Raw genomic sequence first — 26,314 nt, forward strand, 5'->3', positions numbered from 1 at the left:
GCATGCGGATACTGTTGATCCGGCTGAATGCCATGCTGCGCGACGGCACCGAATGGCGGTGACGAATGGCAGGGTTAAGACAGTTGCTCCCACATTGGAGGTGTATACGACACCGATTAAATGTGGGAGCGGCTTGCTCGCGAAGGCTATCGATCAGGCGCTTCGAGAAGCCCGGACCAACCGCAGCCCGGCAATCACCACCGCGAACACCGCCAATGTCGTGTTGTACAACGCCAGCGCCGGAAACCCGAACACCAGCGCCAGCACCGCCAGCCACCACCCCGCCCGGCCCGGCAGCACAAAAGCGATCACCGCTGCAACGATGGCCGCCCAGCCCAACACGTTGAAGTGAATCATCAAGCCCAGGTTCGACCGAACCAGGCATTCCCAGCGACTAGATTCATCCACGCAGACGCCGACCCACTGCGCATCCTCCATGAAGCCATAACGCGCGCCATAACTGGCGGCCAGCCACAAAGGCAGCAAAACAAGCAGCACAATCACGGGCAAGCGACGGGACATGAAGCACTCCAATAAACGAAAACGGCGGCCAGCTTAAACCTCCGGCCGCCTTACGCAAGCGTTAACAACACTTAACTGGGCATCCAGCCCCTGCAAAGTGTATCGTCGGGCTACTATTACTCCGAATTAAGCCTGTTTGGTGCCGATGCATGGCACTTTGGCGCAAATCCAGTGGTCATAGCCTGCGAACTTCATTCGGCACCTTTCTCTAAGGGATCTAGTCATGCTCCGTTCCTTGCGCTTCGCCGCCCTGTTTGGCGGCCTTATTTTGAGTGCGTCCGCACTGGCGGTCGACATCGACGCCGCCAGTTATGGCTATCCCTTGACCAACCCGTTCGAGGCGACCATCGCCACGACGCCGCCTGACCTGCGTCCGGAACTGCCGCTGGACGAGGACATCGACCAGACGGATCGCACCATCACCCTGCGTCCGGAGCGAGCGTTCGAACTGCCGGACAACTTCTGGGCGGTGAAAAAACTCACCTACCGCATCGCCACTCAGGATAAACCCGCTCCGCTGATCTTTCTGATCGCCGGCACTGGCGCGCGCTATGACAGCAACCTCAACGAGTACCTGAAAAAGCTCTACTACAAGGCCGGTTACCACGTGGTGCAGTTGTCGTCGCCGACCAGCTTCGACTTCATCAGCGCCGCCTCGCGCTTTGCCACGCCAGGCATCACCAAGGAAGACGCCGAAGACATGTACCGGGTGATGCAGGCCGTACGCGCGCAAAACCCGAAAGTGCCGGTCACCGACTACTACCTGACCGGTTACAGCCTGGGCGCGCTGGACGCGGCTTTCGTCGCGCACCTGGACGAAACCCGCCGCAGTTTCAACTTCAAGAAAGTCTTGCTGCTGAACCCGCCGGTCAACCTCTACACCTCGATCACCAACCTCGACAAGCTGGTACAGACAGAGGTAAAGGGCATCAACACCAGCACCACGTTCTATGAACTGGTGTTTAACAAACTGACCCGCTACTTCCAGCAGAAAGGCTACATCGACCTCAACGATGCACTGCTCTACGACTTCCAGCAGTCCAAGCAGCACCTGACCAACGAACAGATGGCCATGCTGATCGGCACCTCGTTCCGTTTCTCGGCGGCCGACATTGCCTTCACCTCGGACCTGATCAACCGTCGCGGCCTGATCACGCCACCGAAGTACCCGATCACCGAAGGCACCAGCCTCACGCCGTTTCTCAAGCGTGCGCTGCAATGCGACTTTGACTGCTACATCACCGAACAAGTGATCCCGATGTGGCGCGCCCGCACCGACGGCGGCAGCCTGCTGCAACTGATCGATCAGGTCAGCCTGTATGCACTGAAGGATTACCTGCACGACAGCCCGAAAATCGCGGTGATGCACAACGCCGACGACCTGATCCTCGGCCCGGGCGATCTCGGCTTCCTGCGCAAGACGTTCGGCGACCGTTTGACCGTTTATCCATACGGCGGCCATTGCGGCAACCTTAACTACCGCGTCAACAGCGACGCCATGCTGGAGTTCTTCCGTGGCTAAATATCTCCTGCTTATCGCAGCGTTACTCTGTGCAGGCGTCGCCAATGCCGACAACAGCAAAGCCAATGCACCGGTCGTGGTCGACAGTGACGGCTTCAAGGAACCGCTGAGCAAACTCACCTTCAACCCGGGCCTGGACCAGCGCGAGTTCGAACGTTCGACGCTCAATGCGCTGGCCGTCTACGACCCGCTGGAAGAATGGAACCGTCGGGTCTACCACTTCAACTACCGCTTCGATCAATGGGTGTTCCTGCCCGTGGTCGACGGTTACCGCTACATCACTCCGAGCTTCCTGCGCACCGGTGTCAGCAACTTCTTCAACAACCTCGGCGATGTGCCGAACCTGATGAACAGCCTGCTGCAGTTCAAAGGCAAGCGCTCGATGGAAACCACCGCGCGCCTGCTGCTCAACACCACCATCGGCATCGCCGGCCTGTGGGACCCGGCAACCGCCATGGGCCTGCCACGCCAGAACGAAGATTTCGGCCAGACCCTGGGCTTCTACGGTGTACCGGGCGGCGCCTACTTCGTACTACCGATCCTCGGCCCTTCGAACATCCGCGACACCAGCGGCCTGGTGGTGGACTTCAGTGCAGAATCGGCGATCAACTTCCTGAACGTCTCCGAAGTCAGCTCCAACCATCCTGAAATCTGGGTCTTGCGCGCCATCGATAAGCGCTACCAGACCAGCTTCCGCTACGGCCAGTTGAACTCGCCGTTCGAGTACGAAAAAGTGCGCTACGTGTACACCGAGTCACGCAAGTTGCAGATCGCCGAGTAACCCGGCAGCTACAAAAAAGGCCATTCGATGCAAATCGAATGGCCTTTTTCATGCACGCCAGATCAAACACCACCCATCCACTGTGGGAGCGGGCTTGCTCGCGAAGGCGCCTTTACATCCAACACATAGGTTGACTGACACGCCGCTTTCGCGAGCAAGCCCGCTCCCACAGGGGATGTGGTGGGTTTAACCTTTCACTGCCTTCCAGATTTTGCTGGCGAGCATGACACCCGCCAACACCAGCGCACCCGCCACAATCCCCGCCACCGCATTCAGCAACGTCGGCACGACAAACCCGGCACCGCCCGCCCCTGCGCTGACGCTTTCAATCCAGTGGTGAATCACCGGCACGCCGTGGGTCAGGATCCCGCCACCGACGAGGAACATCGCCGCCGTGCCAATCACCGACAGGCTTTTCATCATGTACGGCGCTGCACGCAGAATTCCGCCGCCAATGCTTTTGGCCAGCTGTCCGGGCTTCTGGGTCAGCCACAGTCCGAGGTCATCCAGCTTGACGATACCGGCCACCAAACCATAGACGCCGATAGTCATGACAATGGCGATGCCCGAGAGCACGATCACCTGCTGGGTCAGCGATGCATCCGCCACGGTGCCGAGGGTGATGGCGATGATTTCCGCCGAGAGAATGAAGTCCGTGCGCACGGCCCCCTTGATTTTGTCCTGCTCGAAGGCCACCAGATCTACCGCCGGATCGGCCACCGCTTCAACCAATTGCGCATGACCCGCCTGATCTTCAGCACGGCTGTGCAGGAATTTATGCGCGAGTTTTTCGAACCCTTCAAAACACAGGTAAGCACCACCGACCATCAACAACGGCGTAACCAGCCACGGGATGAACGCGCTGATCGCCAGCGCCGACGGCACCAGAATCAGTTTGTTGCGGAACGAGCCCTTGGCCACCGCCCACACCACCGGGATTTCCCGCTCGGCGCGCACGCCGCTGACCTGCTGGGCATTGAGCGCCAGATCGTCGCCGAGCACGCCGGCAGTTTTCTTGGCGGCCATTTTGGTCATCAACGCCACATCGTCGAGCACGGCCGCGATGTCGTCGATCAGCACCAGCAAACTGCTTCCTGCCATGAATCAGGTTTCCTTCTTGAATGAATGCCGCGCAGCATAGCGCGGCCGACTGCCACACGGGGCATTCTTGAGCGCCGCGCGAGGCCGGTGCTACCATGCGCAACCGCCAGAACAGGCAAGGAACTCCCTGGTTTATGAGCACTATCCGCGAGCGCAACAAAGAACTGATCCTGCGTGCCGCCAGTGAAGAATTTGCCGACAAGGGCTTCGCTGCGACCAAAACCAGTGATATCGCGGCCAAGGCGGGATTGCCCAAGCCCAACGTCTACTACTACTTCAAATCCAAGGAGAACCTCTACCGAGAGGTCCTGGAAAGCATCATCGAGCCGATTCTGCAGGCCTCGACGCCGTTCAACCCCGAAGGCGTGCCGGGCGACGTGCTGAGCGGCTACATCCGCTCGAAAATCCGCATCTCGCGCGACTTGCCGTTCGCCTCGAAAGTATTCGCCAGCGAAATCATGCACGGCGCCCCGCACCTGAGCCCCGACCTGGTCGAACAGCTCAACGGCCAGGCCAAGCACAACATCGCCTGCATCCAGACCTGGATCGACCGTGGGCAAATCGCCCCGATCGACCCCAATCACCTGATGTTCAGCATCTGGGCCGCGACCCAGACCTATGCCGACTTTGATTGGCAGATCACGGCCATCACTGGCAAGGCCAAGCTGGATGAAGAGGACTATGAAGCGGCGGCGCAGACCATTATTCGGCTGGTGCTTAAAGGGTGTGAGCCGGACTGATGGACCGTGGTGCAACCATCGCTGGCAAGCCAGCTCCCACAGATATTTGTGTCGTTCTCAACATTTGAATCCAACACAGAAACTTGTGGGAGCTGGCTTGCCAGCGATGAAGGCAATTCGGTGCCGACTCAAACCCAGATAGCGTCCCACAGCGGATAGTCGCCAAGCTTTTCCACCAGTCCGGCCCGCAACGGGTTTGCCACGACATACCGGGCCAACTTCACCAAATCTTCCTCCCGCCTTAACGCCCGGTCGTGATAACCCTGCTGCCAAAGCGGCCCGCTTTTACTACTCGAAAGATTCACCTCTCTAGTGATAAGGGATTTAGTCTGGCGCATCAGCTTTCTGAGCGAACAGTTTTCCAATTCGACCAGCCAATGGAAATGATCGGGCATGACGACCCAAGCCAGTGATTTCGCCAATCCGAGATCTTGTGCCCGACGAAATTGATGAACAACCAATCTGCCCAAAGCGAAATCGGCAAAAACCGGCTTGCGATCAAGCGTATTGGTGGTCAGCAGATAGATTCGATTAGGTTCGGCATAGCGCCCCATTCGCAGGCGATGTGAAGCGGGTGAATCAGGCATTCCTTTGCCTCTCCCATGACGAATTCATCAGAAGACTAGACCTGTGAATGCCAGAGAGTGAGACAGACTTTTAGCAGGATGTGTCTGGTGGGCAGTCATCGCGGGCAAGCCCGCTCCCACAAGTATCTGCGGTGTTCACATGTTCTGTGACCACCATCAAATCCTGTGGGAGCGAGCTTGCTCGCGATGGCATTTGTTCAGGCGCTGAAGATCAAGCCGTCACCCCAGCATCCGCCCGCAACCCCGACGCCTCGATCGCGCTGATCGCACACTGCTCATCAACATCCGACAGATCACCACTGATCCCCACTGCGCCCAGCACATTCCCGTCCTGATCCCGAATCAGCACACCGCCCGGTGCCGGCACGACGCTGCCCTGCCCCATGCTGTTCAACGCGGCGAAGAACGCCGGGCGTTGTTGCGCGTCCAGCGCCAGCAAGCGTGAGCCTTTACCGAGGGCGATGGCGCCCCAGGCTTTGCCGATGGCGACCTGCGGGCGCAGCAGGCTGGCGCCATCTTCGCGTTGCAAGGTCACTAGGTGCCCGCCGGCGTCCAGCACCGCGACGGTCAAGGGTGCCGCCGAGATTGCACGTCCGGCGGAGATGGCCTGACTGGTCAGGTTGATTGCGACTTTCAAGGTTAAAGCGCTCATGGTGCCGTCCTCATTTTGTTATCGGGAAAGTCGGAAGACTGCGCTTTTCTGCCGCAGTCCAATGCAATAAATAGAACACAATGAATTATATTTTTGTATACAATAATTCTCGAAAAGCGCCACATGCGACGAAAAGCCACAGTAGATAGGGCTTCCGACGAATGAAACAGTCGCTTGAGAAAATGGATTGACCTGCGCCGTCCGCCGTGAATAAACTCTGCGCAAAGCCACTTGTATACAATTACAAAACGTAAGAGGCACAAAACCATGAGCAAAATGAGAGCAATCGAAGCCGCCGTTCTGGTGATGCGCCGTGAAGGGGTTGATACCGCTTTTGGCATCCCGGGCGCCGCGATCAACCCGCTGTACTCCGCCTTGCAGAAGGTCGGCGGCATCGATCACGTCCTCGCTCGCCACGTTGAAGGCGCCTCGCATATGGCCGAGGGCTACACCCGCACCAAGGCCGGCAACATCGGCGTGTGCATAGGCACGTCCGGCCCGGCGGGCACAGACATGGTCACCGGGCTCTACAGCGCCTCGGCCGACTCGATCCCGATTCTGTGCATCACCGGCCAGGCACCCCGCGCCCGTATGCATAAAGAAGATTTCCAGGCTGTCGACATCACCGCCATCGTCAAGCCAGTGACCAAGTGGGCAACCACCGTCATGGAGCCGGGCCAGGTGCCGTACGCGTTCCAGAAAGCCTTTTACGAAATGCGCTCCGGCCGCCCAGGCCCGGTGCTGATCGACCTGCCGTTCGACGTGCAGATGGCTGAAATCGAATTCGACATCGACGCATACCAACCGCTGCCGCTGGCCAAGCCAAGCGCTAACCGCGTGCAGATCGAAAAGGCCCTGGCCCTGCTCGACCAGGCCGAGCGCCCATTGCTGGTGGCCGGTGGCGGCATCATCAACGCCGACGCCAGCGACTTGCTGGTCGAGTTCGCCGAGCTGACCGGCATTCCGGTGATCCCGACCCTGATGGGCTGGGGCTCGATTGCCGATGATCATCCGCTGATGGTCGGCATGGTGGGCCTGCAAACCTCGCACCGCTACGGCAACGCGACGCTGCTCAAGTCCGACGTGGTACTGGGCATCGGCAACCGTTGGGCCAACCGTCACACCGGTTCGATCGATGTGTACACCGAAGGCCGCAAGTTCATTCACGTCGACATCGAGCCGACGCAAATCGGCCGCGTGTTCAACCCGGACCTGGGCATCGTTTCCGACGCCGCTGCCGCGTTGACCGTGTTCATCGAAGTCGCTCGCGAATGGCAAGCTGCCGGCAAGCTGAAAAATCGCAGCGCCTGGCTGCAAGACTGCCAGCAGCGCAAAGCCAGCCTGCATCGCAAGACTCACTTCGACAACGTGCCGGTCAAGCCGCAACGGGTTTACGAAGAGATGAACCAGGTGTTTGGCAAAGACACGTGCTACGTCAGCACCATCGGTCTGTCGCAGATTGCCGGCGCGCAGTTCCTGCACGTCTACAAGCCGCGTCACTGGATCAACTGCGGCCAGGCCGGCCCGCTGGGCTGGACCATTCCGGCGGCACTGGGCGTGGTCAAGGCCGATCCGAGCCGCAAGGTCGTGGCACTCTCGGGCGACTATGATTTCCAGTTCATGATCGAAGAACTGGCCGTGGGCGCGCAGTTCAAGCTGCCGTACATCCACGTCGTGGTGAACAACTCGTACCTGGGGCTTATTCGTCAAGCCCAGCGCGGTTTCGACATGGACTACTGCGTGCAGCTGTCCTTCGATAACCTGAACGCTCCGGAACTCAACGGTTACGGTGTCGATCACGTCGCGGTGGCCGAAGGCCTGGGTTGCAAGGCGCTGCGTGTGTTCGAACCGGGTCAGATCCAGCCTGCCCTGCGCAAGGCTCAGGAACTGATCGAAGAGTTCAAGGTGCCGGTGATCGTCGAGATTATTCTGGAGCGCGTGACCAACATTTCCATGGGTACCGAGATCAACGCGGTCAACGAATTCGAAGACCTGGCGCTGGTCGGCAACGATGCACCGACCGCGATTTCGTTGCTTGATTAACCCTTTGTGGGAGCGGGCTTGCTCGCGAAGGCGTTGGCACAGTCAACATTGATGTCGCCTGATCCACCGCTTTCGCGAGCAAGCCCGCTCCCACAGGGGATTCCACACATACACGGGAGACCACCATGCCGCGTTTCGCAGCCAACCTGTCCATGCTGTTCACTGAGCAGGATTTTCTTGCCCGTTTCGAAGCGGCCGCCAAGGCCGGCTTCAGTGGTGTCGAATACCTGTTTCCCTACGACTTCAGCTCCGCCGAGATCAAGGCCACCCTCGACGCCAACGGTCTGACCCAGGTGCTGTTCAACCTGCCGGCCGGTGACTGGGCCAAGGGCGAACGCGGTATAGCGTGCCTGCCGGACCGGGTTGAAGAGTTCCGCGCCGGGGTCGATCTGGCGATTGCCTACGCGCAAGTGCTGGGCAACACCCAGATCAACTGTCTGGCCGGTATTCGTCCACAAGGCGTCGACGATGCCACGGTGGAAAAAACCTTCGTCGCCAACCTCAAGTACGCCGCCGACAAGCTGCAAGCGGTGGGCATCAAACTGGTGATGGAAGCGATCAACACCCGCGACATCCCGGGTTTCTACCTGAACAACACGGCGCAAGCCCTGTCGATTCGCGAACAGGTGGGCAGCGCCAACCTGTTCCTGCAATACGACATCTACCACATGCAAATCATGGAAGGTGACCTGGCCCGCACCCTGCAATCGCACTTGGGCGAGATCAACCACGTGCAGTTGGCGGACAACCCGGGACGCAACGAGCCAGGCACCGGTGAAATCAATTACCGCTTCCTGTTCGAACACCTGGATCGCATCGGTTATCAGGGTTGGGTTGGCTGTGAATACAAGCCGCTGACCACCACCGAAGCGGGACTGGGCTGGCTCAAAACCCATAACGTGATCTGACCGATCCCTGTGGGAGCGGGCTTGCTCGCGAATGCGGTGTGTCAGACGACACGGATGCTGAATGACACACCGCATTCGCGAGCAAGCCCGCTCCCACCCAAAGCGTTCCCTATTTGCTTGAAGCAGCAATAAAAACAAGAGGATTTTCTCATGGCTAAAATCGGATTTATCGGCACCGGCATCATGGGCCACCCAATGGCATTGAACCTGCAGAAAGCCGGTCACAGCCTGTTCCTGTCGGCGCACCACGACGCCGCCCCGGCTGACCTGATCGCCGCTGGCGCCATCGCGCTGGCGAACCCGAAAGAAGTCGCGCAAGAAGCTGAAGTCATCATCATCATGGTGCCGGACACCCCGCAGGTCGACGACGTGCTGTTCCGCGCCGATGGTGTGGCCGCCGGTGTCGGCAAAGGCAAAATCGTGATCGACATGAGCTCGATCTCGCCGACCGCCACTAAAGCGTTCGCCGCCAGGATCAACGAAAAAAGCGCGCAGTACCTCGACGCGCCGGTGTCTGGCGGCGAAGTCGGCGCCAAGGCGGCGAGCCTGAGCATCATGGTCGGCGGCGATGCCGACGCCTTCGAACGCGCACTGCCGCTGTTCCAGGCCATGGGCAAGAACATCACCCTGGTCGGTGGTAACGGCGACGGTCAAACCGCAAAAGTGGCGAACCAGATCATCGTGGCCCTGAACATCCAGGCGGTGGCCGAAGCCTTGCTGTTCGCGTCGAAAAACGGTGCCGACCCGGCCAAGGTGCGTGAGGCCTTGATGGGCGGTTTCGCGTCCTCGAAGATCCTCGAAGTACACGGCGAGCGCATGATCAAAGGCACCTTCGACCCGGGCTTCCGCATCAGCCTGCACCAGAAGGATTTGAACCTGGCCCTGGCCGGTGCTCGCGAACTGGGCATCAACCTGCCAAACACTGCCAACACCCAGCAGGTGTTCAGCACCTGCGCGGCGATCGGTGGCAGCAACTGGGACCACTCGGCGCTGATCAAAGGCCTGGAACACATGGCGAATTTCTCGATTCGCGATAAATAGGCCCCGCACGAAACCTGTGGGGAGCGACCCTGTGGCGAGGGGGCTTGCCCCCGTTTGAGTGCATGGCACTCACAAAATCTCCGGTGCCATCGAGAGTTTGGGGCTGCTTCGCGGCCCAACGGGGGCAAGCCCCCTCACCACAGTGCTCACTCCCGCAGGACCGAGTTGCCCTCCAATAACAAGAAATTCCGGGAGCCCGCCATGTCGGTCGATCCGCAACAATTGCTGCGCGAGCTGTTTGCCACAGCCATCGACGCGGCCCATCCGCAGCAAGTCCTCGAAGCTCATTTGCCGGCCGATCGCAGCGGTCGTGTGATCGTCATCGGCGCCGGCAAAGCTGCCGCCGCCATGGCGCAAGTGGTCGAGCGCTGCTGGCAGGGTGAAGTGTCTGGCCTGGTGGTGACGCGCTACGGTCACGGCGCCCCGTGCGAAAAAATCGAAGTCGTCGAAGCCGCTCACCCGGTGCCGGACGAGGCAGGTCTTGCCGTCGCCAAGCGCGTGTTAGCACTGGTCAGCAACCTGACCGAAGACGACCGCGTGATTTTCCTGCTGTCGGGCGGCGGTTCTGCGTTGTTGGCGTTGCCGGCAGCCGGCATCACCCTCGCCGACAAGCAATCGATCAACAAAGCCCTGCTCAAATCCGGCGCGACCATCGGCGAGATGAATTGCGTGCGCAAGCACCTCTCGGCGATCAAGGGCGGCCGACTGGGCAAAGCCTGCTGGCCGGCCACGGTTTACACCTACGCGATTTCCGACGTGCCGGGCGACCTCGCCACGGTCATCGCCTCCGGCCCGACCGTGGCCGATCCAAGTACTTCTGCCGAAGCGCTGGCCATCCTCAAGCGCTACGGCATCGAAGTCCCGGCCTCGGTGCGCACCTGGCTGCAAAGCCCGGAATCGGAGACGGTCAAACCCGGCGACCCGAGCCTGGCGCGCAGTCATTTCCAGTTGATCGCCCGACCGCAGCAATCGCTTGAAGCGGCGGCGGTAAAAGCGCGGCAGGCCGGCTTCAGCCCGTTGATCCTCGGCGACCTCGAAGGCGAGTCGCGCGAAGTGGCCAAGGTCCACGCAGGCATCGCGCGACAGGTGGTGTTGCATGGCCAGCCATTGGCAGCGCCGTGCGTGATCCTGTCGGGCGGTGAAACCACGGTCACCGTGCGCGGCAATGGCCGTGGCGGCCGCAACGCCGAGTTTTTGCTGAGCCTGACCGACAGCCTCAAAGGCTTGCCCGGCGTTTACGCGCTGGCCGGTGACACCGATGGCATCGACGGCTCGGAAGACAACGCCGGCGCAATCATGACCCCGGACAGCTACACCCGCGCCGCCGCCCTCGGCCTGAGCGCCAGCGATGAACTCGACAACAACAATGGCTACGGCTATTTCGAGGCGCTGGACGCATTGATCGTCACCGAGCCGACCCGCACCAACGTCAACGACTTCCGCGCCATCCTGATCCTCGAGAGCCCTAAACATGACGCCTGATAAAAAGGTCAAAATCCTCGCCACCCTCGGCCCGGCCACGGACGGGATCGACGACATCCGTGAGCTGGTGCAGGCCGGGGTCAATATTTTCCGGCTGAACTTCAGCCACGGCGAGCACGCCGACCACGCTCAGCGTTATCAGTGGATTCGTGAAGTCGAGCGCCAGCTGAATTATCCGCTGGGCATTCTGATGGACTTGCAAGGCCCGAAACTGCGGGTCGGCAAGTTTGCCGACGGCAAGGTCCAACTGCATCGCGGTCAGGCGCTGCGCCTGGACCTGGACCCGACGCCGGGTGACCAGCGCCGCGTGAACCTGCCGCACCCGGAAATCATCGCCGCACTCGAACCGGGCATGGACCTGCTGCTGGACGACGGCAAACTGCGTTTGCGCGTGGTCACCAAATACGACGACGCCATCGACACCACCGTGCTCAATGGCGGCGAGTTGTCCGATCGCAAAGGCGTGAATGTGCCGCAAGCGGTGCTGGAACTGAGCCCGCTGACCGCCAAGGATCGCCGCGATTTGAGCTTCGGTCTCGAGCTGGGCGTGGACTGGGTCGCCCTGTCGTTTGTGCAGCGCCCGGAAGACATTCGTGAAGCGCGCGAACTGATCGGCGACAAAGCCTTCCTGATGGCCAAGATCGAAAAGCCGTCGGCGGTGACTCAGTTGCGCGAAATCGCTGAATTGAGCGACGCGATCATGGTTGCGCGCGGCGACCTTGGCGTGGAAGTGCCGGCCGAAAGCGTGCCGCAGATTCAGAAAAACATCATCACCATCTGCCGTCAGCTAGGGAAACCGGTGGTGGTGGCGACACAGATGCTGGAGTCGATGCGCTTCTCCCCGGCGCCAACCCGCGCCGAAGTCACCGATGTCGCCAATGCCGTGGCGGAAGGGGTTGACGCGGTGATGCTGTCGGCAGAAACCGCGTCCGGCGAATACCCGCTGGAAGCGGTGCAGATGATGAGCAAGATCATCCGCCAAGTGGAAAACGGTCCGGACTATCAGGCGCAACTGGATGTGAGCCGACCGAAGGCCGAGGCGACCGTTTCCGATGCGATCAGTTGCGCAATTCGGCGCATCAGCAACGTGCTGCCGGTGGCGGTGCTGGTGAATTACAGCGAGTCAGGGACGTCGAGTTTGCGTGCGGCGCGGGAGCGGCCGACGGTGCCGATTCTGAACCTGACGCCGAACCTGCAAGCCGCACGTCGCTTGACCGTGGCCTGGGGCGTGCATTCGGTGGTCAATGACCGGCTGCGTCAGGTCGATGAAGTGTGCTCGACGGCGCTGGAGATTGCGCAAGCGCAAGGCATGGCACAGCGCGGCGACACGCTGTTGATCACCGCGGGTGTGCCGTTTGGGCAGCCGGGGTCGACTAACTCACTGCGGATCGAAACGTTGATCTAGCGCCTGTACTGGCCGCTTCGCGAGCAAGCTCGCTCCCACAGTGGATGTGTGTCGTTTCCAAATCCATCGACTGAACAGAGATTCAATGTGGGAGCGAGCCTGCTCGCGAAGCAGGCGAAACCGATCCTCTGACCAAAAAATAAAATGCCTGCCAACCACTTCAACACCCACTGCCCCGATTGGGCGACTGCCCTGCTTAACGGTTTCAGCCAGATTTTCCTCCAGCGTCATCCGCTGTGCGGTCTGCTGTGCCTGTTGGCGATCCTGTTCACCGCGCCCACCCTGCTCGGCGGTGCGCTGCTGGGCGGTGTCGCCGGTTTGCTCACCGCGCAACGTCGCAACTACGCCAAGGCTGATCGTCAGGCCGGGTTGTTCAGCTACAACGGCGTTTTACTCGGCGTGCTACTGAGCCTTTATTTCCCCTGGTCAGCGATGCTGCCGCCGCTGATTATCGCCGCTGGCGGCCTGAGCGCGATGCTCACGCAGCAATGGCTCAGCCGCGCCCGTATCAGCCAGTACCTGCCCGCCTGCACCGCGCCCTTCGTGGCGCTGAGCTGGTTGCTGCTGTGCTTCGCCACGCCGTCGACAAAAGCGCATCTGATCGAAGTCGACACGCTGAACCTGCTTCTCGCCCCGCTCAAAGGCTTGGGCCAGGTGATGTTTCTCGGTCATCCGCTGGCCGGTGCGATGATTGCCGCCGGGTTGCTCATAGCTGATCGCCGGGCGTTTTGCTGCGCGTTGCTGGCGTCTGTCGCGGGCATCGGCTGGAGCCTGCTGCAACACGATTTCTACAGCGCATTGCTCGGTCTCGGAAGTTACAACGCGGTGCTCGCCGCCCTTGCCTTCAGTTCACAGCGCCAGCAGCCATGGCTGCCGCTGGCCGGCATTGCATTCGCGCTGTGGCTGACGCCGGTATTCGCCGCTGTCGGTCTGCCTACGCTGACCGCGCCATTCATCCTCGCGTGCTGGCTCCTGCGCACCGCCGTTCAAGTGTTCGGCAAGGCCCCGGTCGCTCGTGCGCCTTGCGCTTCCGGGGAGAATCAACCTAGGCTTCGCTGATTATTGGTTCAGGCGGTATCCATGGACAGCAGCAGAAACTGGCGTGAAGAGCTTTACGTCATGGTTTTCCAGAGCGACACCACGGCAGGACGGCGCTTCGACGGCATCCTGCTGTTGATCATCCTCGCCAGCATCGTCATCGTGATGCTCGACAGCATCGACGCCATCCACCAGAACTACGCCGATGTCTTGGCGTACATCGAGTGGGGCTTCACGTTTGTCTTCGCGGTCGAATACATCCTGCGGTTGTACTGCTCGCCCAAGCCGTTGCGCTACGCGTTCAGCTTCTATGGGCTGGTGGATTTGCTGGCCATCGTGCCCGGCATCCTCGCGCTGTATTACGCCGATGCGCAGTATTTGCTGATCATCCGGATCATTCGGATGCTGCGGATTTTCCGCGTGCTCAAGCTCAGCCCGTACCTCAAGCAAGCCAACTATCTGATGTCGGCGCTGCGCGGCAGCAAGCAGAAGATCGTGGTGTTTCTGGTCAGCGTCTGCACGCTGGTCACGGTGTTCGGCACATTGATGTACGTGATCGAAGGCCCGGAACACGGCTTCACCAGCATTCCCAAAGGCATCTACTGGGCTATCGTCACGCTGACCACGGTGGGCTTTGGCGACATCGTGCCGAAGACGCCGCTGGGGCAGGTGATTTCGTCGCTGGTGATGATCACCGGTTACTCGATCATCGCCGTGCCCACCGGGATTTTCACCGCCGAACTGGCCAACGCCATGCGCGGCGGACAGTTGCAGCACGATTGCCCGGTGTGCAAGAAAAACAGCCATGAACACGGCGCGGCATTCTGCTCGCAGTGCGGTAATGCACTGTTTAAGAAACTGGAATAAGCAAAGAGCTTTTTAATCTTTAAAGGCCTATGCACGTCCGGCTATAGTCGCTGGCAAAACAGTGGCAACACTTCTTAATGACTGACAACGAACCCGTAGGAGCCGCCGCAGGCTGCGCCTACCCAAAACAAGGAATGCGCAGTGAAAAAACTCTTTGGCGCCTCGCTTCTGGCCGCTGGCCTGGCACTGACCAGCGTCGCCCAGGCCGCCCCGACCCTGCTTAACGTTTCCTACGACGTGATGCGCGATTTCTACAAGGACTACAACACTGCCTTCCAGAAACACTGGCAAGCCGAGCACAACGAAAACATCACGTTGCAGATGTCTTTCGGCGGCTCCAGCAAACAGGCGCGCTCGGTCATCGACGGCCTGCCGGCTGACGTCATCACCATGAACATGGCCACCGACATCAACGCCCTGGCGGACAACGGCAAACTGGTCCCGGACAACTGGGTCACACGCCTGCCTAACAACAGCGCACCATTCACCTCGGCCACCGTGTTCATCGTCCGCAAGGGCAACCCGAAAGCCCTGAAAGACTGGCCGGACCTGCTCAAGGACGGCGTACAAGTGATCGTGCCAAACCCGAAAACCTCGGGTAACGGCCGCTACACCTACCTCTCGGCCTGGGGTTATGTATTGAAGAACGGTGGCGACGAGAGCAAGGCCAAAGACTTCGTCGGCAAACTGTTCAAGCAAGCGCCCGTGCTGGACACCGGCGGCCGTGCAGCAACCACCACCTTCATGACCAACCAGATCGGCGACGTGCTGGTGACCTTTGAAAACGAAGCGGAAATGATTGCCCGCGAGTTTGGTCGCGATCAGTTCGAAGTGATCTACCCAAGCGTTTCCGCTGAAGCCGAGCCGCCCGTGTCGGTGGTCGACAAAGTGGTCGACAAGAAAGGCACTCGCGCCGCTGCCGAGGAATACCTGAAGTACCTGTGGTCGCCAGAAGGTCAGGAGATTGCCGCGGCAAACTACCTGCGTCCGCGTGATCCGGCGGTACTGGCGAAGTACACCGACCGCTTCCCGAAAGTGGATTTCCTGTCGGTTGAGAAAACCTTCGGTGACTGGCGCACTGTGCAAAAGACCCACTTCAATGACGGCGGGATCTTTGACCAGATTTACAGCGGCCAGTAATACCTGAGCGCAATGAAAAGGCGACCTGAGAAGGTCGCCTTTTTTTGTGGCCACGGGCAGATACAAAACATGCAGCCAATGAAAATCCCTTGTGGGAGCGGGCTTGCTCGCGAAGGCGGTGTGTCAGGCGCCATTTGTATTGGCTGACACACCGCTTTCGCGAGCAAGCCCGCTCCCACAGGATTTGCGCAATCACACTTACATCGGCGGTGTCACGCCATCCTTGCCGGCCGAGATTGATTGCGCGGTCAGCGTACCGTCAGCGCCTTGGGTCACGAACGTCACGATCTTCACGCCGACCTTCAGCAAGCTGCGGTCTCCCGGCGTCAGGTTCACAATCGGCACATCCTCCGGCACCAGAATCTTCTGCTGCCCGCCCTTGTAGTTCACCGTCAGCACACGACCGTTGCTGACCACCAGATCGCCCACGCTGCCATTGGTCATGCTGCTGCCCTTGACCAGATCAAACGGCCGATGCCCGTCGCCGCTGCCGGCCAGTTCCGGCGGGAAGACATGGACTTCGAGCGCCTTGAGCGTGCCGTCATCCTGAGGAATGGCCGCCGAGCCGATGTAGCTGCCGGGCTTGATGTCTTCGATATTGGCCAGGGTGACAGCGCGGACTTTGGTGTCGCTGGCCAGGTTGATCACCACGTCTTCGCCGCTGTTGGCGTGGACTTTCAAGCTGTCGGCACTGACGCCAGTGATCTCGCCGCGCACGCCGATGCGCAGGCCCGGCGCTTCGGCAGCCTGGGCCAGGCTGGTGGTGAATAAAGTGATCAAGGCCAGGGCCGAGGCGCCGTGAATCAGGTGACGAAACATCGCATTCATGAAAGTGCCTTCCGATGATGAAACGTGGAGAGAGAAGATAAGCACGCTATCGAACAGGATGTAAGTGAATGTATCATCCGCTCTCAATGTCTGGACGCAAGGTTCATCGGCGCTCAGCCCGGCCTGTGTCAGCCATTGCGCAATGGAATGTCCGCCATCGCTTCAATCCTCTTGCGCCGCTTTGACCTGCCCCCTGGCCTGCGCGCCCGCCTTCTGTTCAGCGAGACACGTTATGAACCCAGCGACTCAGGCGCCCCACGGCGCCACGACAATGACCAAAGGCATGGTGCTGCTGTTCGCCTTCTGCTGCGGGGCCATCGTGGCCAACATTTACTACGCCCAGCCGATCATTGGCCTGATCGCACCGGACATCGGCCTGACCAGCACCATGGCCAGCCTGATCGTCTCGCTGACCCAGATCGGTTACGCGCTGGGCCTGTTCTTCCTGGTGCCGCTGGGTGATCTGCTGGAAAACCGCCGCCTGATGATCATCACCACGCTGGTGGCGATTGCCAGCCTGCTGGGCGCCGCGTTCACCGATCAGCCAAACGTATTTTTGCTGATCTCGCTGTTGGTGGGGTTCAGCTCGGTGTCGGTGCAGATCCTGATTCCACTGGCCGCGCACCTCGCGCCGGAAGAGTCTCGCGGCCGCGTGGTCGGCGGGATCATGGGCGGTTTGCTACTGGGTATTCTGCTGGCGCGGCCAGTATCCAGCGTGGTGGCGGACCACTTCGGCTGGCGGGCGATGTTTGTGATTGCGGCGATTTTGATGGCGGCGATCAGCATCGTGCTGGCATTGACCATTCCCCAGCGCAAACCTGACCACACCGCCTCTTACGGTCAGTTGCTGGGCTCGCTGTGGACACTGCTGCGCCAACAACCGGTGTTGCGTCAGCGCGCGTTTTATCAGGGTTGCATGTTCGCCACGTTCAGCCTGTTCTGGACCGCCGTGCCGCTGGAACTGGCGCGCAATCATGGCCTGTCGCAAAGCCAGATTGCGATCTTCGCGCTGGTCGGAGCCATTGGTGCCATCGCCGCACCGATTGCCGGTCGCCTGGCCGATGCCGGCCACACCCGCATCGCCTCGCTGTTGGCCCTGCTGTTCGCCAGCCTGAGCTTTCTGCCGGCGTTCATCCATCCGGCCTACAGCGTCATCGGCCTCGCGGTCACCGGCGTGGTGCTCGACTTCTGCGTCCAGATGAACATGGTCCTCGGCCAACGCGCGGTCTACGCCCTCGACGCCAAAAGCCGCAGCCGTCTGAACGCGTTGTACATGACCAGCATCTTCATCGGCGGCGCCTTTGGCTCCTCGGTGGCCAGCGCGGTGTATGAACACGGCGGCTGGTTGTGGATCGTGATTGTCGGCAGCGCGTTCCCGCTATTGGCGCTGTTGCGGTTTTTGAGTGTTTCGAACAAGGCGTCGTTGGCGACGGCTTGAGATGCCAAAAGCTTCGCGGGCCAGTCGGTTGCCGATCCGACTGGCCCGCGAAAGCGATGTTATTGCCTGCTCAGTGTCGAACCAGCTTCTCCATCGCCGCGTCAGCCAAAAAGGAAGAGCGGCTTTTCACATTGTGCTCACGCACATAACGATCTATGCGCTGAATTACATAGCCAGGCAGCGTCACGTTGACCTTCTCGGTTTTACCCAGGTAAGGCGCGATGTCCAGCTCGAGCATTCCCCAGCCCATGTCGGCAAACTCTGGATTACTGCGGTGCATGGCCGCAGAAGTCGGCAGGGGAATCGATTCCCCATCAGCCACAATCTCTTGCAGCATGATGTGAGCAATTTCGACTGCCGCGTTGTAAGCATCTTCAAACGTATCCCCGGCCGTTACAGCACCTGGAATATCGGGGATCTGAATACCGATGGCGGTGTTCTCGTCGCCCCACTCGATACAGATTGGGTATTGCATTATGGATCTCCTGCGTAGCTGGCTCCCGGGCAATAGAGCCCGGCTCGCCTCCTGATGCTTTTGACCGTCCCGATCGGCAAATCCTTTTTCGGGTGAGGGACGGGTATCGTGTACGGGTTGTATCGGTGTTTGAAGAGGTGATGGCTTCCGGCGATCCGATCCAGCATCCAGCCGGCCTCTTCCAATTCCCTGATCAATAGCCTGCTTTGCACCAATAGCCTCCTTGCTCCGGCCTAAACAAAAGTAACCCTAGAGTTATCTTTACTCAAGCACAAAAAACCGTATTGCGACGCTCGGTTGTTTTACAGGGTGTGATTCAAGCAGCCGTTCTTCTCAAGCAAGAGTCTTTTGCCCGGCGTGATCGTTACGCCGAGGTCAACCCGGATTACACTCAGCGCCACTGCCTGAAGCCATTCGGGATGCGATTCGCGGCTGACCCTTTCAAATGTCGCCTGACCCGGCGGCATGTTCTTTCAAGGAGCTTTCAAATGACCCGACGTACCTTTCTCATCACCGGCGCCAGCAAAGGCATCGGCCGCGCAGTGGCCGAGCATCTGGACCGTGCCGGGCATCGGGTGGTCGGTATTGCTCGAACGGCCGACCTGAGCTTTCCAGGCATTCTGTTTCCGCTGGATTTGAGCGACCGGGTGCTGACACAGGAAGTCCTCGCAGACCTGGCCAGAACTTACGAATTCGACGGGCTGGTGAACAACGTCGGCCTTGTGCGCCCGCAAGTGCTGGGCGAAATCGACCTGGACACCTTCGACGATGTGATGCGGGTCAACCTGCATTCGGCATTGCAAGCCACGCAGGCGTTGTTGCCGAACATGCGCGCCAAGGGATGGGGCCGGGTGGTGAATATTTCCAGCCTGACCGTGCTCGGCATCACCCAGCGCACCGCGTACGCGGCTGCCAAAGCAGCGTTGATCAGCTTCACGCGATCCTGGGCGCTGGAACTGGCGCAAACCGGTGTGACCGTGAATGCCGTGGCGCCGGGCCCGACTGAAACCGAACTGTTTCGCGCCAACAATCCACTCGGCAGCGAAGGTGAAGCGCGCTATCTGGCGGGTGTGCCGATGGGCCGTTTGGGCCAGCCGCAGGAGATCGCGGCGGCGATTGCCTTTTTGTTGTCCGAGCAGAGCGGCTTCATTACCGGGCAAACGTTGTTCGTCGACGGCGGCGCCTCAATCGGCAAAGCCGCGTTCTGACGAGCATCTGGCTGTGATATTCAGCCTCGCGGTATGTGCAGGGTCTGTTGATGAATGCGGCCTGAGGTTTCGATTATTTCGTTTATTGCGATTTTCGATTAATTCGAATAGCCTGCCAGCTTCGATTACTCAGACTATTGGGAACCGCCATGTCTCCTGTCATCCACCCCACTATTACCTTGCCGATCGATCGCGAAGTAAAAGCCGCCATTCAAGGTCAGCGCGCGTTGGCAGCCTATTTGGCGACCCAATTCGAAACCCAGCACATTCAGATTTTTGATGAGCACAACGAGGCTCACACGGTCGAATTGCCCACTTCGGCGCTCCGATTGCTGGTCGACATTCTGGCTGAACTCGCGGCCGGCAACGCCGTGAAAGTCGTACCGGTGCACGCAAAACTCACCACTCAGGAAGCTGCTGACCTGCTCAACATCTCACGCCCGCACATGATCAAACTGCTCGAATCCGGCGACTTGTCCTACCACAAAACCGGCAAGCACCGACGTGTGCGCTTTGCCGATTTGATGGACTATAAAACCCGGCGCGACACTGCCAGCGAGCGAGCAATGACGCTTCTCGCCGCGCAGGCACAAGCGTTAAGGACTGGATACGAGTGAGGCAATCCTCTTTTACCGCGGTATATGACGCCTGCGTGCTTTACCCCGCCGCCCTCAGAGATTTCCTGATGTGGCTCGCGCTCTCCGGGCGCTTCAGAGCGAAATGGTCGTTGGAGATACATCACGAATGGAAGCGCAACGTGCTCAAAAACCGTCCGGACCTGAGCGCAGAACAACTCAATCGCACGTCTGACCTGATGGATCAGGCATTGCCCGACGCCTGCGTAACCGGTCACGAAGGTCTGATCAAGGCACTGACGTTGCCCGATGCCGATGATCGACATGTATTGGCGGCGGCCATCCGCTGCCACGCCAGCGTGATCGTCACGTTCAATGAAAAAGACTTCCCCGCTGAAGCGTTAGTCCCTTTCGGCATCGAGGCGCAACATCCAGACGAATTCGTCGGCAACCTTATAGACCTGGACTTATCCGCTGTGATCGCGGCGGCGCAGCGCCAACGACAGCAACTGAAGATGCCGCCAATGAAGGTCGGCCCTTATCTTGACCTTCTGTCACGCCAAGGCCTGATTCGGTCGAGCAAGGCGTTGAGTCATTATCGGGCGATCCTCTAAACCCGATTCACGCCTCTCTGCACCGCTGCGATATCGAGCGATTGAGGCGCAGCAGGCTGGGTAGGATCAAGCGCATCCGGCCTGCCCGTCGATGCAGGCCAACAGCCGCTCGACAGTGTTCGCCAGCAGTCCGGAGTTGTCGATCACGCACAATGCAGGATCGTCCCCGGCGAGCAGGCGTTCGCTGAAACGGGCATTGCGCGCCAGCCGCTCATCAATTTCGGCGACGGATTCACGTCCCCGGGCCAGCAAACGCTGGCGCAATGCCGCTTGATCGACCGTCAGCAACAGCACAAGCACGTTGGGGTATCGAGCGCGGGTTTGCGGCAAATGGCCGCGCGAGCCGTTGACCAGCACGTCTTGCCCCGCCGCCAGCCAATCGTCGATATCCCGAGGAATGCCGTACGCCAGGCCATTGGCGTGCCAGCTTAGGGCAAACGCGCCCTGCGCCTGCATCTGGGCGAACTCTTGCGCACTGACGCCTTGCGCCGCCTCTCCCACGGCTTCCGCCGAACGGGTGATGACCCGTCGCACGATGCGGCAGCCACGTTCGGCCAACTGCGTTCGTGCGGCATCCAGCAGGCTGTCCTTGCCCGAACCTGAAGGTCCGATGAGATACATCAACCTGCCTGCCATCAAAACACCTTTTCCAAGCACGACAGCGCGCGAAAGCAGCGCCGGAGCAAACACTAAAAACATGAAGGCGACCCGAAGGTCGCCTTACTGGTTATCCGCTACTGCCCAAACTGCCGTCCCAGACCGCCCGGCACGCCATGGATGTCGGTTTCTTCCCACGGTCCGCTCGGGCTGATCGAGCGGCTCCAGCCGTTGTCCCAGCGGTAATACGTGCGCTGGCGGTAGAAGGTGTTGGGCTGGTCATCGAGGACATAGACGCCGAGCTTGGCGTCCCAATGGCTGTCGCCACCCGGTGGCGGGGCGAAACTGGCAGACGTGCGTGGCAGCGGCTTGGCGGGTTTTGCCGGAACACCCGGTTTGCTCGGCGTCGGCGTGGGCGACGGTGTCGGGCTCGGTTGCGAAGGCGGGATCGGCGGCGGCGCCGTCGTCGGTTCCGGCCGCTGGACCGCACACGCACTTAACCCCAGAACGAGACTGAGCAGGGTGATGCGTGCGATAGCGGTCATGGCGGCTTTTCCTGTTATTTGTCCGGGCTGTCGATGATCAATTTCTGTGGCGCGGTGGTGCTGCTGGCCAGAGGCTGGCTGCGACCGATCCACTCGCCGGCAGTCGGTTGGCCGGCGCGGGAGACGCGCGCAACCAGTTGGACTTCAGGGAAGTTCGACAGTTTCAACTGCGGCATCATTGCGTCGGCATCGCCCAGTTCAACGGTGGCCGGCAAGTCGGCGATGGTCAGGCGCTTGACCGCCAGCGGCGCCGGTGGACCTGACGTGGCGCGGGCGAAGATGAAGACGCTGTCGCCGGGCTGAACCTTGGCTTTGAGTTCTGGCGCCAGGTCGACGGTGACGTTCATCTGCGCTGCCGCTTTGGCTGCCGGCGCCTTGGCGATTTTGCCGCCGCTGGCTTCGAGTTTTTCAGTGGCGCGGGTGATGCCGCCTTGCAGCGCCGCACGCGAACTGTCTTCCGGTGGCAATTGCGCCAGGAGGCGGTTCCAGTAGTCGATGGCGTCCTGATAACGCTCGCCTTCGAATGCCGCGATGCCGAGCAATCCGAGGCTGGTGACTTCTTTCGGATCAGCCTTCAACGCTTCATCGGTCAGCGCCTGAATCTTGTCCGACCACTTTTTGCCATCGGCAAAATATTGAGCCTGAGCCCATTGGCCGAGCAATTCCGGCTGGCGACCGGCCAGGTTCACGGTGCGCTCGAAAATTTTCGCCGCATCAGCGGGACGGTCCTGCGCCATGTAAGTTCGCCCAAGGAAGTACAAGCCTTCCGCCGAATCCGGCTGAGCCGCGACGGCCCGCTCCAGACGCTGGGTCATCTGTTCCATCGACTGCGGCGCCTGGGCGAACTCGCGGGTCAGTTCGACCTTGTCGCTGGCACCGAAATGCAGATACAGACCAAGGCCCAGCACCGGGACGAGAATCGCCGCCAACAAGGGCAACGGTTTGCCCAGCCGCGACACGCGCGGCGCCGCAACGCCTTCGGTGTCGGCGAGCAGCTCACGGGCCGCTTCGGCGCGACCGGTGTCCATTTGTGTGGCGTTGAGCACGCCCTCTTCCTGCTGAGTCTGCAACTCAGCCACGCGCTCCTGGTACAGCGCGACGTTCAGGGCGGTTCGATCCTCTTCCAGCTGAGCGCGGCGGCCGCGCAGAACGGGGATCAACAGAAAACTCAGGGCAACCAGAAGGAGCAGACCTGCAGCGAGCCAGAAATCAATCATTCTTGAGTTTTATCCAACAGGTGGTCGAGGCGCTCGCGCTCCTCGGCAGAAAGCGAGTCCGGGGTGCTGTCGCGTTGTACGCGACGACGGCGGACGATCACGGCGATCACCACGAAGCCGCCCAGCAACAGGCCGGCCGGGCCGAACCAGAGCAAGGCGGTTTTGGCGTTGAGCGCGGGGTTGTAGCGGACGAAATCACCGTAGCGGTCGACCATGAAGTCGATGATCTGCTGGTTGTCCTTGCCCTCGCCCAGCATGCGGAAAATCTCTTTGCGCAGGTCGGCGGCAATCGGTGCGTTGGAATCGGCGATGTCCTGATTCTGGCACTTGGGGCAACGCAGCTCTTTGGTCAGCTCGCGAAAACGCTCGCGGTCACCTTCCTTGGCGAACTCGTAGGTGTCGATGGCCGCGTGCGCCACGCCGGCCATAGTCAAACCCAGTACAGCGGCGGCGATCCAGCGCTTCATGGCTTGGCCTCGTCGACCAGCGCCTGATACTTGGCGGCCAGTTTTTCGCGCCAGACTTGTTCGTCGATCACGCCGACGTACTTGTCGCGGATGATGCCCTTGGCGTCGATGAAGAAGGTTTCCGGAGCGCCGTAGACGCCGAGGTTCAGGCCCAGCGAGCCTTCGTCATCGCGAATGTCCAACTGATACGGGTTGTGGAACTCGGCCAGCCACTTCAAGGCGTCGGCGTTGACGTCCTTGTAGTTGATGCCGTAAATCACCACGCCCTGCTGCGCCAGTTTATTCAGCACCGGGTGCTCGACCCGGCAGGAAATGCACCAAGTGCCCCAGACGTTGACCAGCGCCGGTTTACCGAGAATGTCGGCTTTGGTCAGCGTCTTGCCGTCCTGCACCGCGGGCAGGGAAAACTCCGGGAATGGCTTGCCAATCATCGCCGAAGGCAACTCGGCCGGGTCCAGGTACAGCCCGCGATACAGGAAAACAGCCACCACCAGAAAAATCGCCAGTGGCAACAGCATCAACCAACGTCTCATGCAGTGGCTCCCGTCATGCCCAGTGCTTCACGCACGCGGCTTTTCACCTTGACCCGATAACGCCGATCCAGCGCCGCCAGCAACCCGCCGAAACCGGTGAGCAGCCCGCCGAACCAGATCCAGCGCACGAACGGTTTGACGTGTACGCGCACGGCCCAGGCACCATCGCCCAGTGGTTCGCCGAGGGCGACGTAGAGGTCGCGGGTGAAACCGGCGTCGATCCCGGCTTCGGTCATGACCGAATTCTGCACGGTGTACAGACGTTTTTCCGGGTGCAGCACGCTGACTTCCTTGCCGTCGCGAATCACCCGGATGGTGCCCTTGTCCGAGGTGAAGTTCGGGCCTTCGAAGTGCTTGGCGCCTTCGAATACAAAGTGATAACCGGCCAGGTCCATGGACTCGCCCGGCGCCAGGCGCAAATCGCGCTCGGCACTGTTCTGGCTCGACAGCACCACGCCCAGCGCGCACACGGCGATGCCCAAGTGCGCGATCTGCATGCCCCAATAGCTGCGGGTCAGGCTCGGCAGGCCTTTGATCAAACCTTTGTGACGGGTCTTGTCGAGGATGTCGCGCACACCGGCCAGCAATACCCAGGCGGCGAGCATGAAGGTCGCGATGACGGCCCAGTTGAAGTCACCGTAAGCAACGCCGGCCACCACGGCCAACGCGGCGCTGCCGAGCAACACCGGGGTCAACATGCCCACCAGCCATTTGACCGGGGTGTCTTTCCAGCGCACCAGCATGCCGACGGCCATCACCACCATCAGCAACGCCATCAACGGAATGAACAGCGCATTGAAGTACGGCGGGCCGACCGACAATTTGGCGCCGGTCATGGCATCCAGAATCAATGGGTACAAGGTGCCGAGCAGAATCATCGACGCCGCCACCACCAGCACCAGGTTGTTGCCCAGCAGCAAGGTTTCCCGGGACCAGAGGTTGAAGCCGACGTGGCTCTTCACCACCGGTGCACGCAGGGCAAACAGCGTCAGCGAGCCACCGACCACAAACAGCAGGAAGATCAGGATGAACACGCCACGCTCAGGGTCGGAGGCAAAGGCGTGAACCGAGGTCAACACCCCGGACCGCACGAGGAAGGTGCCCAGCAGACTCAACGAGAACGCGGCAATCGCCAGCAACACGGTCCAGCTTTTGAACACGCCACGTTTTTCCGTGACCGCCAACGAGTGAATCAACGCGGTGCCCACCAGCCATGGCATGAACGAGGCGTTTTCCACCGGGTCCCAGAACCACCAGCCACCCCAGCCGAGTTCGTAATACGCCCACCACGAACCGAGCGTGATGCCGATGCCGAGGAAGGCCCAGGCGACGATGGTCCACGGACGCGACCAGCGTGCCCACGCCGCATCAAGCCGACCGCCGAGCAACGCGGCGATGGCGAAGGCAAACGCCACGGAGAAACCGACATAGCCCATGTACAGCATCGGCGGGTGCACGATCAGGCCGATGTCTTGCAACAAGGGATTGAGGTCGCGACCGTCCGCCGGGATCTGCGGCAGGATGCGCGCGAACGGGTTGGACGTGAGGATCAGGAACAACAGGAAACCGGTGCTGATCATGCCCATCACCGCCAACACGCGGGCGAGCATCACTTGCGGCAACTGCCGGGAGAACACCGACACCGCGAAGGTCCAGCCGCCGAGGATCAACGCCCATAGCAGCAACGAACCTTCGTGCGCGCCCCACACGGCGCTGAACTTGTAGTACCACGGCAATGCGCTGTTGGAGTTGCTGGCCACATAGGCGACCGAGAAGTCGTCGGTCATGAACGCGTAAGTCAGGCAACCGAAGGCAAACACCAGGAAGGCGAATTGGCCCCAGGCGGCGGGCTGAGCGAGGCTCATCCACAAACGGTCACCGCGCCAGGCGCCCAGCAACGGCACACTGGCCTGAACCAGCGCGAAACACAGCGCCAGGATCATGGCCAACTGGCCCAGTTCGGGAATGAAGATTCCAGCAGTCATCAG

The 26,314-nt window shown here is 60.5% G+C and carries 28 protein-coding genes; 15 read left to right on the forward strand and 13 right to left on the reverse strand.

All coding sequences use genetic code 11. The annotated features are described in order from the left end of the window. Positions 1 to 153: 153 nt before the first annotated feature. Complete coding sequence (locus tag ACQKP4_RS18620) at positions 154 to 522, reverse strand: hypothetical protein (RefSeq protein ID WP_427635117.1); 369 nt, start codon at positions 520 to 522, stop codon at positions 154 to 156. Positions 523 to 745: 223 nt separating this feature from the next. Between ACQKP4_RS18620 and ACQKP4_RS18625 the strand changes: the two genes are divergently transcribed. Together ACQKP4_RS18625 and ACQKP4_RS18630 are read left to right on the forward strand one after the other, a co-directional pair. Beyond that, positions 746 to 2,044 carry a serine/threonine protein kinase gene (locus ACQKP4_RS18625; protein ID WP_427635118.1) on the forward strand — a complete coding sequence of 433 codons (1,299 nt, stop codon included), beginning with the start codon at positions 746 to 748 and terminating at the stop codon, positions 2,042 to 2,044. Beyond that, positions 2,037 to 2,825, forward strand: a complete 789-nt coding sequence (locus ACQKP4_RS18630; protein WP_427635119.1) for an MlaA family lipoprotein — start codon at positions 2,037 to 2,039, stop codon at positions 2,823 to 2,825. The genes ACQKP4_RS18625 and ACQKP4_RS18630 overlap by 8 nt, the downstream gene beginning before the upstream one ends. A 186-nt stretch (positions 2,826 to 3,011) precedes the next feature. Here the strand turns inward: ACQKP4_RS18630 and ACQKP4_RS18635 are convergent, their stop codons facing one another. After that, a complete protein-coding gene (locus ACQKP4_RS18635) occupies positions 3,012 to 3,926 on the reverse strand; it encodes a DUF808 domain-containing protein (protein WP_427635120.1) in 915 nt (304 codons plus the stop codon). 134 nt (positions 3,927 to 4,060) lie between these two features. Here ACQKP4_RS18635 and ACQKP4_RS18640 point away from each other — a divergent pair, with 134 nt between their 5' ends. Further along, positions 4,061 to 4,666, forward strand: a complete 606-nt coding sequence (locus ACQKP4_RS18640; protein WP_427635121.1) for a TetR/AcrR family transcriptional regulator — start codon at positions 4,061 to 4,063, stop codon at positions 4,664 to 4,666. A 128-nt stretch (positions 4,667 to 4,794) separates the two neighbouring features. Here ACQKP4_RS18640 and ACQKP4_RS18645 read toward each other — a convergent pair whose 3' ends face one another. Together ACQKP4_RS18645 and ACQKP4_RS18650 are read right to left on the reverse strand one after the other, a co-directional pair. Continuing rightward, entirely contained in the window at positions 4,795 to 5,253 is a 459-nt protein-coding gene (locus tag ACQKP4_RS18645) for an REP-associated tyrosine transposase (protein WP_427635122.1), read from the reverse strand. Positions 5,254 to 5,464: 211 nt separating this feature from the next. Beyond that, positions 5,465 to 5,905: a GlcG/HbpS family heme-binding protein gene (locus ACQKP4_RS18650; protein ID WP_427635123.1), complete on the reverse strand. Its 441-nt coding sequence runs from the start codon at positions 5,903 to 5,905 to the stop codon at positions 5,465 to 5,467. A 267-nt stretch (positions 5,906 to 6,172) separates the two neighbouring features. Between ACQKP4_RS18650 and gcl the strand changes: the two genes are divergently transcribed. The 8 genes from gcl (at position 6,173) to ACQKP4_RS18690 (ending at position 15,829) form a co-directional block, all read left to right on the forward strand. Continuing rightward, positions 6,173 to 7,948 (forward strand): glyoxylate carboligase, encoded by a 1,776-nt coding sequence (gcl, locus tag ACQKP4_RS18655; RefSeq protein WP_427635124.1) that lies wholly within the window; start codon positions 6,173 to 6,175, stop codon positions 7,946 to 7,948. Between the two features lie 125 nt (positions 7,949 to 8,073). Then, on the forward strand, positions 8,074 to 8,856 hold the full coding sequence (gene hyi, locus ACQKP4_RS18660; RefSeq protein ID WP_427635125.1) for a hydroxypyruvate isomerase: 783 nt from the start codon (positions 8,074 to 8,076) through the stop codon (positions 8,854 to 8,856). Between the two features lie 150 nt (positions 8,857 to 9,006). Then, positions 9,007 to 9,897: a 2-hydroxy-3-oxopropionate reductase gene (locus ACQKP4_RS18665; protein WP_427635126.1), complete on the forward strand. Its 891-nt coding sequence runs from the start codon at positions 9,007 to 9,009 to the stop codon at positions 9,895 to 9,897. A gap of 201 nt (positions 9,898 to 10,098) precedes the next feature. Continuing rightward, positions 10,099 to 11,379, forward strand: a complete 1,281-nt coding sequence (locus ACQKP4_RS18670) for a glycerate kinase type-2 family protein (RefSeq protein WP_427635127.1) — start codon at positions 10,099 to 10,101, stop codon at positions 11,377 to 11,379. Beyond that, positions 11,369 to 12,784, forward strand: coding sequence for a pyruvate kinase (gene pyk, locus ACQKP4_RS18675; RefSeq protein ID WP_427635128.1), 1,416 nt, complete (start codon positions 11,369 to 11,371; stop codon positions 12,782 to 12,784). The genes ACQKP4_RS18670 and pyk overlap by 11 nt, the downstream gene beginning before the upstream one ends. A 144-nt stretch (positions 12,785 to 12,928) precedes the next feature. Continuing rightward, a complete protein-coding gene (locus ACQKP4_RS18680; RefSeq protein WP_427635129.1) occupies positions 12,929 to 13,843 on the forward strand; it encodes an urea transporter in 915 nt (304 codons plus the stop codon). A 21-nt stretch (positions 13,844 to 13,864) separates the two neighbouring features. Beyond that, positions 13,865 to 14,689, forward strand: coding sequence for an ion transporter (locus ACQKP4_RS18685; RefSeq protein WP_427635130.1), 825 nt, complete (start codon positions 13,865 to 13,867; stop codon positions 14,687 to 14,689). A 141-nt stretch (positions 14,690 to 14,830) separates the two neighbouring features. Then, entirely contained in the window at positions 14,831 to 15,829 is a 999-nt protein-coding gene (locus ACQKP4_RS18690) for a sulfate ABC transporter substrate-binding protein (protein ID WP_427635131.1), read from the forward strand. Positions 15,830 to 16,027: 198 nt separating this feature from the next. Here ACQKP4_RS18690 and ACQKP4_RS18695 read toward each other — a convergent pair whose 3' ends face one another. After that, a complete protein-coding gene (locus ACQKP4_RS18695; protein ID WP_427635132.1) occupies positions 16,028 to 16,657 on the reverse strand; it encodes a hypothetical protein in 630 nt (209 codons plus the stop codon). A gap of 232 nt (positions 16,658 to 16,889) precedes the next feature. Between ACQKP4_RS18695 and ACQKP4_RS18700 the strand changes: the two genes are divergently transcribed. After that, positions 16,890 to 18,095 carry an MFS transporter gene (locus ACQKP4_RS18700; protein WP_427635133.1) on the forward strand — a complete coding sequence of 402 codons (1,206 nt, stop codon included), beginning with the start codon at positions 16,890 to 16,892 and terminating at the stop codon, positions 18,093 to 18,095. A 70-nt stretch (positions 18,096 to 18,165) separates the two neighbouring features. Here ACQKP4_RS18700 and ACQKP4_RS18705 read toward each other — a convergent pair whose 3' ends face one another. Together ACQKP4_RS18705 and ACQKP4_RS18710 are read right to left on the reverse strand one after the other, a co-directional pair. Continuing rightward, positions 18,166 to 18,570 carry a type II toxin-antitoxin system HicB family antitoxin gene (locus tag ACQKP4_RS18705; RefSeq protein WP_427635134.1) on the reverse strand — a complete coding sequence of 135 codons (405 nt, stop codon included), beginning with the start codon at positions 18,568 to 18,570 and terminating at the stop codon, positions 18,166 to 18,168. Further along, positions 18,570 to 18,782 carry a type II toxin-antitoxin system HicA family toxin gene (locus tag ACQKP4_RS18710; protein ID WP_427635135.1) on the reverse strand — a complete coding sequence of 71 codons (213 nt, stop codon included), beginning with the start codon at positions 18,780 to 18,782 and terminating at the stop codon, positions 18,570 to 18,572. Before ACQKP4_RS18710 ends, ACQKP4_RS18705 begins: the two co-directional genes overlap by 1 nt. Before the next feature lie 276 nt (positions 18,783 to 19,058). On the opposite strand from ACQKP4_RS18710, the gene ACQKP4_RS18715 reads away from it, so the two are divergent. The 3 genes from ACQKP4_RS18715 to ACQKP4_RS18725 all read left to right on the forward strand — a co-directional run bounded on the left by ACQKP4_RS18715 (position 19,059) and on the right by ACQKP4_RS18725 (position 20,967). Further along, positions 19,059 to 19,778: an SDR family oxidoreductase gene (locus tag ACQKP4_RS18715; protein ID WP_427635136.1), complete on the forward strand. Its 720-nt coding sequence runs from the start codon at positions 19,059 to 19,061 to the stop codon at positions 19,776 to 19,778. 149 nt (positions 19,779 to 19,927) lie between these two features. Then, positions 19,928 to 20,395, forward strand: coding sequence for a helix-turn-helix domain-containing protein (locus ACQKP4_RS18720; RefSeq protein WP_427635137.1), 468 nt, complete (start codon positions 19,928 to 19,930; stop codon positions 20,393 to 20,395). After that, complete coding sequence (locus tag ACQKP4_RS18725) at positions 20,392 to 20,967, forward strand: PIN domain-containing protein (RefSeq protein ID WP_427635138.1); 576 nt, start codon at positions 20,392 to 20,394, stop codon at positions 20,965 to 20,967. The genes ACQKP4_RS18720 and ACQKP4_RS18725 overlap by 4 nt, the downstream gene beginning before the upstream one ends. Positions 20,968 to 21,033: 66 nt before the next feature. Here the strand turns inward: ACQKP4_RS18725 and phnN are convergent, their stop codons facing one another. The 6 genes from phnN to ACQKP4_RS18755 form a co-directional block, all read right to left on the reverse strand. After that, on the reverse strand, positions 21,034 to 21,603 hold the full coding sequence (gene phnN / locus ACQKP4_RS18730) for a phosphonate metabolism protein/1,5-bisphosphokinase (PRPP-forming) PhnN (protein WP_427635139.1): 570 nt from the start codon (positions 21,601 to 21,603) through the stop codon (positions 21,034 to 21,036). Between the two features lie 98 nt (positions 21,604 to 21,701). Then, positions 21,702 to 22,109 carry a hypothetical protein gene (locus ACQKP4_RS18735; protein ID WP_427635140.1) on the reverse strand — a complete coding sequence of 136 codons (408 nt, stop codon included), beginning with the start codon at positions 22,107 to 22,109 and terminating at the stop codon, positions 21,702 to 21,704. Between the two features lie 14 nt (positions 22,110 to 22,123). Then, on the reverse strand, positions 22,124 to 23,326 hold the full coding sequence (gene ccmI, locus ACQKP4_RS18740) for a c-type cytochrome biogenesis protein CcmI (RefSeq protein ID WP_427635141.1): 1,203 nt from the start codon (positions 23,324 to 23,326) through the stop codon (positions 22,124 to 22,126). Beyond that, positions 23,323 to 23,793: a cytochrome c-type biogenesis protein gene (locus ACQKP4_RS18745; RefSeq protein ID WP_427635142.1), complete on the reverse strand. Its 471-nt coding sequence runs from the start codon at positions 23,791 to 23,793 to the stop codon at positions 23,323 to 23,325. The genes ccmI and ACQKP4_RS18745 overlap by 4 nt, the downstream gene beginning before the upstream one ends. Further along, on the reverse strand, positions 23,790 to 24,326 hold the full coding sequence (locus ACQKP4_RS18750; RefSeq protein WP_427635143.1) for a DsbE family thiol:disulfide interchange protein: 537 nt from the start codon (positions 24,324 to 24,326) through the stop codon (positions 23,790 to 23,792). The genes ACQKP4_RS18745 and ACQKP4_RS18750 overlap by 4 nt, the downstream gene beginning before the upstream one ends. Further along, a complete protein-coding gene (locus ACQKP4_RS18755) occupies positions 24,323 to 26,311 on the reverse strand; it encodes a heme lyase CcmF/NrfE family subunit (protein ID WP_427635144.1) in 1,989 nt (662 codons plus the stop codon). The genes ACQKP4_RS18750 and ACQKP4_RS18755 overlap by 4 nt, the downstream gene beginning before the upstream one ends. Positions 26,312 to 26,314: the final 3 nt, after the last annotated feature.

Origin of the sequence: Pseudomonas sp. NPDC086278 (assembly GCF_050280905.1) — a bacterium.
Classification (GTDB): domain Bacteria; phylum Pseudomonadota; class Gammaproteobacteria; order Pseudomonadales; family Pseudomonadaceae; genus Aquipseudomonas.

Bases quoted from the DNA above. Each gene is read 5' to 3' on its own strand.
- ACQKP4_RS18620 (WP_427635117.1), bottom strand. From the start codon at position 522: ATGTCCCGTCGCTTGCCCGTGATTGTGCTGCTTGTTTTGCTGCCTTTG.
- ACQKP4_RS18625 (WP_427635118.1), top strand. From the start codon at position 746: ATGCTCCGTTCCTTGCGCTTCGCCGCCCTGTTTGGCGGCCTTATTTTG.
- ACQKP4_RS18635 (WP_427635120.1), bottom strand. From the start codon at position 3,926: ATGGCAGGAAGCAGTTTGCTGGTGCTGATCGACGACATCGCGGCCGTG.
- ACQKP4_RS18640 (WP_427635121.1), top strand. From the start codon at position 4,061: ATGAGCACTATCCGCGAGCGCAACAAAGAACTGATCCTGCGTGCCGCC.
- ACQKP4_RS18645 (WP_427635122.1), bottom strand. From the start codon at position 5,253: ATGCCTGATTCACCCGCTTCACATCGCCTGCGAATGGGGCGCTATGCC.
- ACQKP4_RS18650 (WP_427635123.1), bottom strand. From the start codon at position 5,905: ATGAGCGCTTTAACCTTGAAAGTCGCAATCAACCTGACCAGTCAGGCC.
- gcl (WP_427635124.1), top strand. From the start codon at position 6,173: ATGAGCAAAATGAGAGCAATCGAAGCCGCCGTTCTGGTGATGCGCCGT.
- hyi (WP_427635125.1), top strand. From the start codon at position 8,074: ATGCCGCGTTTCGCAGCCAACCTGTCCATGCTGTTCACTGAGCAGGAT.
- ACQKP4_RS18665 (WP_427635126.1), top strand. From the start codon at position 9,007: ATGGCTAAAATCGGATTTATCGGCACCGGCATCATGGGCCACCCAATG.
- ACQKP4_RS18670 (WP_427635127.1), top strand. From the start codon at position 10,099: ATGTCGGTCGATCCGCAACAATTGCTGCGCGAGCTGTTTGCCACAGCC.
- pyk (WP_427635128.1), top strand. From the start codon at position 11,369: ATGACGCCTGATAAAAAGGTCAAAATCCTCGCCACCCTCGGCCCGGCC.
- ACQKP4_RS18680 (WP_427635129.1), top strand. From the start codon at position 12,929: ATGCCTGCCAACCACTTCAACACCCACTGCCCCGATTGGGCGACTGCC.
- ACQKP4_RS18685 (WP_427635130.1), top strand. From the start codon at position 13,865: ATGGACAGCAGCAGAAACTGGCGTGAAGAGCTTTACGTCATGGTTTTC.
- ACQKP4_RS18695 (WP_427635132.1), bottom strand. From the start codon at position 16,657: ATGAATGCGATGTTTCGTCACCTGATTCACGGCGCCTCGGCCCTGGCC.
- ACQKP4_RS18700 (WP_427635133.1), top strand. From the start codon at position 16,890: ATGAACCCAGCGACTCAGGCGCCCCACGGCGCCACGACAATGACCAAA.
- ACQKP4_RS18705 (WP_427635134.1), bottom strand. From the start codon at position 18,570: ATGCAATACCCAATCTGTATCGAGTGGGGCGACGAGAACACCGCCATC.
- ACQKP4_RS18715 (WP_427635136.1), top strand. From the start codon at position 19,059: ATGACCCGACGTACCTTTCTCATCACCGGCGCCAGCAAAGGCATCGGC.
- ACQKP4_RS18720 (WP_427635137.1), top strand. From the start codon at position 19,928: ATGTCTCCTGTCATCCACCCCACTATTACCTTGCCGATCGATCGCGAA.
- phnN (WP_427635139.1), bottom strand. From the start codon at position 21,603: ATGGCAGGCAGGTTGATGTATCTCATCGGACCTTCAGGTTCGGGCAAG.
- ACQKP4_RS18735 (WP_427635140.1), bottom strand. From the start codon at position 22,109: ATGACCGCTATCGCACGCATCACCCTGCTCAGTCTCGTTCTGGGGTTA.
- ccmI (WP_427635141.1), bottom strand. From the start codon at position 23,326: ATGATTGATTTCTGGCTCGCTGCAGGTCTGCTCCTTCTGGTTGCCCTG.
- ACQKP4_RS18745 (WP_427635142.1), bottom strand. From the start codon at position 23,793: ATGAAGCGCTGGATCGCCGCCGCTGTACTGGGTTTGACTATGGCCGGC.
- ACQKP4_RS18750 (WP_427635143.1), bottom strand. From the start codon at position 24,326: ATGAGACGTTGGTTGATGCTGTTGCCACTGGCGATTTTTCTGGTGGTG.
- ACQKP4_RS18755 (WP_427635144.1), bottom strand. From the start codon at position 26,311: ATGACTGCTGGAATCTTCATTCCCGAACTGGGCCAGTTGGCCATGATC.